Source organism: Xenorhabdus kozodoii (assembly GCF_002632875.1).
GTDB lineage: Bacteria > Pseudomonadota > Gammaproteobacteria > Enterobacterales > Enterobacteriaceae > Xenorhabdus > Xenorhabdus kozodoii.
This window is the reverse complement of the sequence record NZ_NJCX01000053.1, coordinates 1-5,844: the sequence shown is the minus strand read 5'-3', so window position 1 is coordinate 5,844 and position 5,844 is coordinate 1. Positions and strand designations below refer to the sequence as shown.

Genomic DNA, 5,844 nt, shown 5'->3' with positions numbered 1-5,844 from the left:
CTGATGCTGTTCACAATACTGTTTTCGGGTCAGATCACTGTGCCGCCATTGGGTCACATGGCGCTGTTTTTGTTCGGGGGTGTATCGGTTACGGCGCATGATGGGCTCTCCAAATGAAAAATCAGAAGCCGTAGCGTGCATGAGCTGAATGGACGGAACAAGGTGAGATCACCGGACGGTTACGGTTTAACCGTCTGGCAGGGGATTGCGGAGGCATTGCTGCAACGGCATTTTGGCCTGAGCCTGACTGATACGGCACTGTGTGAAACTGACACGGTGGCGGAACTGATAGCCCATGGTGTCCGGCCTTGTGAAGCCATCAACACGTTGGTGGATAAATACGACTTAACCCGGCTGGACACGGCGGCTGTCCCGCGCAGTACGCCTTACCTGGATACCCACGATGAGCTGGCGGTTATTGTTGACCGCGGCCTGACTGAAATACGGTTCAGGCAAACCAGACCGTAACCTTTTTTCAATCTACCCATCGGGGGAACGGTGCCCGGATGGCGCGGTTCCTCCTGTTTATTTTTTTATCCATCTAATGAGGAACTGAACCATGGCAGAATGGTGTACCAATCAACTGGAAGTCACCGGCAAATCGGTGTGTCTTGACGTCATGCAGCAATGGGTGTGCGGTGAAGAGCCGCCCCGTTACCGTCAGGCGGTATTGCAAAGCCTGCGGCTGTTTCTGGCCGGCTGTGCCGGGATACTGAAACCGACCAAACCGCAAACCTATGCCCCTTACCCCGATTTAGTGCGTGGCACGGCGGCACCGACGGCGCAGAACCTGGCCTTTGAGCAGTGGCTGAAGGTGTTGCAGGATGATGTGCCGTTAAACAGCGACAACATTAAACGGATTGATAACCTGTACCGCCAGTCGGGTCTCGGCCTGCTGCGCTGGGACAGCGTGCCGGCACCGGCGCGTGACATTATCGCCCGCCTCCTGACCCGCCAGTATACCGACTGGTTTGGGATGGTGGGCTGGTCTGAGACGCCGGATATCGGGGCGTGCTGGGATAAGCTGAATGTGTTTCCCACCTCGGCGCAGCCCTGCGATATGCTGATGATACTGCCGACCCGTCTGGCCACTGAGATTAACGGTCACAGCGGCTTGCTGACCGGCATTGCGACCCCGGCGCAGTTTTACGACGCCCAATACGGCATGGAATGGCCGTTCGGGCACCATGTCCGCTGGGCGCGCCGGCATGTCAGCAGCTTAATCGTGTGCTTTGACTCCCCGTGGGCACCGCCGTCTGCGGAACTGATGGGGGCGTTGTCATCGGTGTTTGACTGTGAAATTCGTCACGGATACCACGAGCCGGCCAGTCATTGGCGCGGCTACGATTGCTATGACCAGGGCGAGCATGTGGACAGCGGCAACGGGCTGTCAGGCCGGGAAAATCGTCCGGCGCTGTATCTGGTCAACGATGAACAGCCGGCGGCGAACCGGCCCGTGCCGGCCATCGCGGTGGGGCAATAACGCGTTATTTAATCCATTATCACTGTAGTGCTTTATCTTTACGTCAACCGAAAGGGGAAACCGGTTCCCTTTTCGGGCGGGTTTTCCCCTGATTTTTTGTCAGGAAAACACCGAATGTCATCACAAGCGGATTATCAAAAAGAATTTATCGTTTTGTTTAACCAGACGGCTCGCTATCACGACCGGTATCCGGTCTTCCGGGATTTCTGTTACTGTGCGATGGCGGCTATCCACAATAAATACTGCTTCAGCGAGGAGCTGGAGCAGTATTACCTGAAAACCATCAAAAAGTACGAAAAAGAAGATGTTGACCGGATTGTGCAGTTGTTTTCTCGTGTGGTACTGGGGCTGGTACAGGCTCCCTGTGATTTTCTGGGCAGTGTGTTTATGCAGCTGGAATTGGGGAATAAAGGCCTTCAGCAATTCTTTACCCCCTGGAATGTGGCCAGAATGATGGCGGAGATACAGTTGCAGGATGTCGCCGGGCAGTTGCAGGCGAAACCCTTTGTGACCCTGTATGAACCGGCTTGCGGGGCGGGTTGTATGACCCTGGCCGCCGCTGACGTTCTGCGGCAGCAGGGGTATGACCCGATGTGCAGTCTGTGGGTTTCTGCGATTGATATTGACCCGCTGGCGGCGGTGATGGCTTATATCCAGTTTTCGCTGACCGACATCCCGGCCGCGGTGACTGTCGGTGATGCCTTACAGGCTGGCGGCAGCAAACGAACCCGTTACACGCCGGCGTATTATCTGGGCAACTGGTCGCGCCGGTTGCAGGCCGGTGAACACGCCGCATAACCCTTTTTTCACATTGACTTTCTTTTCTTCCACGGGCGCCTTTCGGGGCGTTTTTTTTATTTTTAAATGGTATTAACCCACTGATTTATTATGAAAATTAAGCGGGTTCGGTAAGTCAATCCAGGGGTGAATCGAGTCAGGTTAATTTTCATTTTCGTAAAAAGAGTTTTGCCTTGTTTCAGGCCGGGATTTATCGACACTGGGGCCAGTTTGAACCAAAGGAGAAAAATTATGTTTGCGCGTTTTAAATCCCACTTTACCCGCCAGCCGCCTGCGCCACAGCAAAAATCCGCCGACACCCCGCCGGAAGGCATGCGTGACAGCCGGGGCTATTGCCGGCCGCAATCGGCGGATGAACTGTTGGCCACCCGGCTGCGTCGCCAGTGCCTGCAACAATTATGGCAAAACAGTGCCCTGCCGGAAGGGCTGTACCAGCGTTTTTATCTGGCACCGGTTAAACAACTGCTGGGCAGTGTTCAGCGCATCCCCGCCACGCCAGAGGGCGACTGGTCAGGGACGGGGGGATTTGCTGACCTGACGCTGCAATTTACCACCTGTGCCGTGCGGCGGGCAAAAGGGCATCTGCTGCCACCGGGTGCCGCGCCGGAAACGCAGGCCGCCCAAAGCCTGCTCTGGCAGGCTGTGGTGTTCTGGAGTGCGTTGTTTTACCACCTGCCATTATTGCGGCAACTGGAAGGGGAGCTGGAAGACGGGCATTTTTGGCAACCGGGATTATGGACGCCAGAGCGTCGTTTTCGTTTTCGGTTCCGGCCGTCCCGACCCGATTTGTCTGTGCCACTGGAACCCTTACTGGCAGCCCGTTTACTGCCAGAAGACGCGGTGAAATGGTTGTTTCTGGTGCCAGAGGCATGGGACTGCCTGGCATTGCGGCTTGGTGGCCATTCTTCCTCCATGCCGTTGATTGATGCATTACTTCAGGAAGCCGCCGGGCAGGTGGCGTCTCCTTTGCTGAAACCGGGGGCGGCGGCTTCTGCGGTGCCGGATGTTGCTGAGGTATCACCTGATGAACCCCGCCCGGCTTCTCCCGGCTCCCCGTTAGCAACGGCATTGACCCCTGAGCCTTCCGGCGACAGTGATACCCTGACGTTGTTGTCTTTATTTCAATCCGGTCATGACCCTGCTCATCCGGAAGAGGCAAAAAATCATCATCACGGCTCGAAATTCGCCAAACAGTCTGTATCGGATAAAGAAAATGTTGCCATCAAAGATAACGACAAGACATTATTGTAATGTGAATAGTTTAACGGATTATCGATATTTTGTGTTTACATAAAACTGTTTATGAACAATTGAATGGCATAATCTGGTTAATGCATTAAGGAAAAAATAACATGTTGCTTACCGCAGAAAAAATCAGTTGGGATGAGTTATTGGACGAGTATTTTTTTTCACATATATTGCGACCGGCCACCGAGTGGAGTTATCGCAAAGTCATCCGGGTCTTTATCCAATTCCTGGGAGAAACGGTTTTGCCGGAACAGGTCACTCACCGGGATGTCCTGCGGTGGCGACGCCATCTGCTGCTGGAGAAAAAACAATCGAGCCACACCTGGAACAATAAGGTGGCGCATATGCGGGCGATCTTTAATTTCGGCATCGAACGGAAACTGCTGCCACATACTGAGAACCCGTTTAACGATGCGGCAGTGAAAAAAGAGAAGAAAAAGAAGAAAATTCTGAGTAAATCCCAGATAACCCGGCTCTATCTGTTGATGGGGCAGTATGAGGAAAAAGAGCGCACACAGGTTGCTCCCCGGGGAGGGCGCTGCGCCTTATACCCGACCGGGTATTGGCTGGCGGTACTGGACACGTTCCGGCTGACGGGCATGCGCCAGAACCAGTTATTGCACCTGCGGTTGCGGGATATCAACCTGGACGGCAATTATATTGTCTTGCGTGTCGAGGGCAGTAAAAACCACAGTGAATGGCGGATACCGATGATCCGGCAGCTCAAACCCCGGCTGGCACAGTGGGTTGAACAGGCGAGAGCCTGTGGGGCGAAAGACGATGATCCGCTGTTTGATTTAACCCGCCTGCGTTTTCGTCATCACGGGCGGAGGGTCAGTTACCAGTATGATCACGATAAAGAAAAGCAACATATCCGTTCTTTCTTCAATCGATTGTCGAAAGAGTGTGGTTTTGCCGTCTCCCCACACCGTTTTCGTCATACACTGGCAACGGAGTTGATGAAAGCCCCCGACCGTAATCTGCAACTGGTCAGAAGCCTGCTGGGACACCGCAGTCTGGCGACCACCATGGAATATATTGATATTGATATGGAAATCGCGGGGAAAACGCTGGAAAGCGAGCTGGCGTTTTATCTGGATCTTTCGGTATAAGAAAAACGTCCGGTAAAAAAAATCAGGGCAGACAGGATGGATTAAGGAGATGGTGGAGAGAACTGCCCTGCATCAAGCGTGATGGAATGGAAAAAATGTTAATGTCCGATCCGATATCCCGCCGTGAAATTTTCACCTGACTTGACATCAGAATCAATTACTGAAATCATTACCTTGTGCGAAAAAAGAGTGCTTGCAAATGCAGGCACCCTGTATTTCTTATTTACGGCTTTTTTAAACATTGAGTATGCAAACCAGAATACCAATTGTTTAACATTTTCTTAACAGCCCTAAATTTTAACTTACTTGTTAAGTCTATGATAACTAAAACAAATAAGCCATAAAATTTTGGTGCCGGAGGCGGAATCGAAAAGCATTATAACTTTTTGAATATATAAAGTTTATTTTCTTCCATTCAGTTTGTGCCCCTTTTAATGCCCCCGGATTTTTTTGCTTACCTTTTCTTTTCTATCTAACTGATTTTGCTTATTTATATCATTCATTGTGCGCTTTTAAATCATCTTAAAGCAAAAAAGCCGTGAGGTTCAAAAATGGTTAAATTGGGCAGCCATTTTAATCTCAGGGCTTGATATAAAAAATTCTCATTTTTACGACATCGATCACAAATTGAAGTGAATTATTCCTGCGGTTTATTGCGAACCTTACGTTCAATCAGTTGACCATTAATATCAAAATAACGACTCGGCCAGATCTCTGAGGGATGGACGCCGAGATAATTCGCAATTATCCATTCACCTTTAGGCCACTGCCTGCTGAGTGCATTTGCTAATGTTGATGAACTGAGTCCCGCTTCACGAGAGACCGCCGCTAAGGTTGTACCCCGTTTACGCAGTGCAGCGATGATATCGGCCTGATGCCAGTCATTTTTAACGTTGTTATTCATTCCTGCTACCCCTTTCCATTAATTAATATTGATGGTGGTGATCCAGACAGGGTTTGCAATACCGGGACACTTATCCGGCGAGGCCGAAGCCTCCCCTGCCTGAATCCATAGGTATCTACACATTTATTGAAATTTATGTTATTACCTTTCAGCATGCTCTTAATTTTACTCTCGCCGGGCTTGATGCCCGGCTTAACCGTCGATACCCGATGCTGGTCAAACAACATATGACACCTTCAGATCCTCTCGCCTGTGCAATTAAAGACGTGGCCAGCGCACAGAAAACCACGTTCGCCACC

7 protein-coding genes are annotated in these 5,844 nt (G+C 51.2%); 6 read left to right on the top strand and 1 reads right to left on the bottom strand.

Annotated features, from left to right (window positions below):
• Positions 1–135: 135 nt before the first annotated feature.
• From Xkoz_RS18790 to Xkoz_RS18770, 5 genes are all read left to right on the top strand, one after another.
• Positions 136–468: a TA system toxin CbtA family protein gene (locus tag Xkoz_RS18790; RefSeq protein ID WP_244183525.1), complete on the top strand. Its 333-nt coding sequence runs from the start codon at positions 136–138 to the stop codon at positions 466–468.
• A gap of 91 nt (positions 469–559) precedes the next feature.
• On the top strand, positions 560–1,483 hold the full coding sequence (locus Xkoz_RS18785; RefSeq protein ID WP_099143462.1) for a DUF1281 domain-containing protein: 924 nt from the start codon (positions 560–562) through the stop codon (positions 1,481–1,483).
• Positions 1,484–1,597: 114 nt separating this feature from the next.
• Entirely contained in the window at positions 1,598–2,281 is a 684-nt protein-coding gene (locus tag Xkoz_RS18780) for an N-6 DNA methylase (protein WP_099143461.1), read from the top strand.
• 231 nt (positions 2,282–2,512) lie between these two features.
• Positions 2,513–3,532, top strand: coding sequence for a TraI domain-containing protein (locus Xkoz_RS18775; RefSeq protein WP_099143460.1), 1,020 nt, complete (start codon positions 2,513–2,515; stop codon positions 3,530–3,532).
• Between the two features lie 101 nt (positions 3,533–3,633).
• Positions 3,634–4,641 (top strand): tyrosine-type recombinase/integrase, encoded by a 1,008-nt coding sequence (locus tag Xkoz_RS18770; RefSeq protein WP_099143459.1) that lies wholly within the window; start codon positions 3,634–3,636, stop codon positions 4,639–4,641.
• Positions 4,642–5,278: 637 nt separating this feature from the next.
• On the opposite strand, the gene Xkoz_RS18765 is transcribed toward Xkoz_RS18770, so the two are convergent.
• Positions 5,279–5,545: a helix-turn-helix domain-containing protein gene (locus Xkoz_RS18765; protein ID WP_099143458.1), complete on the bottom strand. Its 267-nt coding sequence runs from the start codon at positions 5,543–5,545 to the stop codon at positions 5,279–5,281.
• Between the two features lie 53 nt (positions 5,546–5,598).
• Between Xkoz_RS18765 and Xkoz_RS22450 the strand changes: the two genes are divergently transcribed.
• Positions 5,599–5,844: hypothetical protein (locus Xkoz_RS22450; RefSeq protein WP_208615309.1), on the top strand; the 246-nt coding region annotated here is incomplete at its 3' end.

Bases quoted from the DNA above. Each gene is read 5' to 3' on its own strand.
- Xkoz_RS18770 (WP_099143459.1), top strand. From the start codon at position 3,634: ATGTTGCTTACCGCAGAAAAAATCAGTTGGGATGAGTTATTGGACGAG.
- Xkoz_RS18765 (WP_099143458.1), bottom strand. From the start codon at position 5,545: ATGAATAACAACGTTAAAAATGACTGGCATCAGGCCGATATCATCGCT.
- Xkoz_RS18775 (WP_099143460.1), top strand. From the start codon at position 2,513: ATGTTTGCGCGTTTTAAATCCCACTTTACCCGCCAGCCGCCTGCGCCA.
- Xkoz_RS18780 (WP_099143461.1), top strand. From the start codon at position 1,598: ATGTCATCACAAGCGGATTATCAAAAAGAATTTATCGTTTTGTTTAAC.
- Xkoz_RS18785 (WP_099143462.1), top strand. From the start codon at position 560: ATGGCAGAATGGTGTACCAATCAACTGGAAGTCACCGGCAAATCGGTG.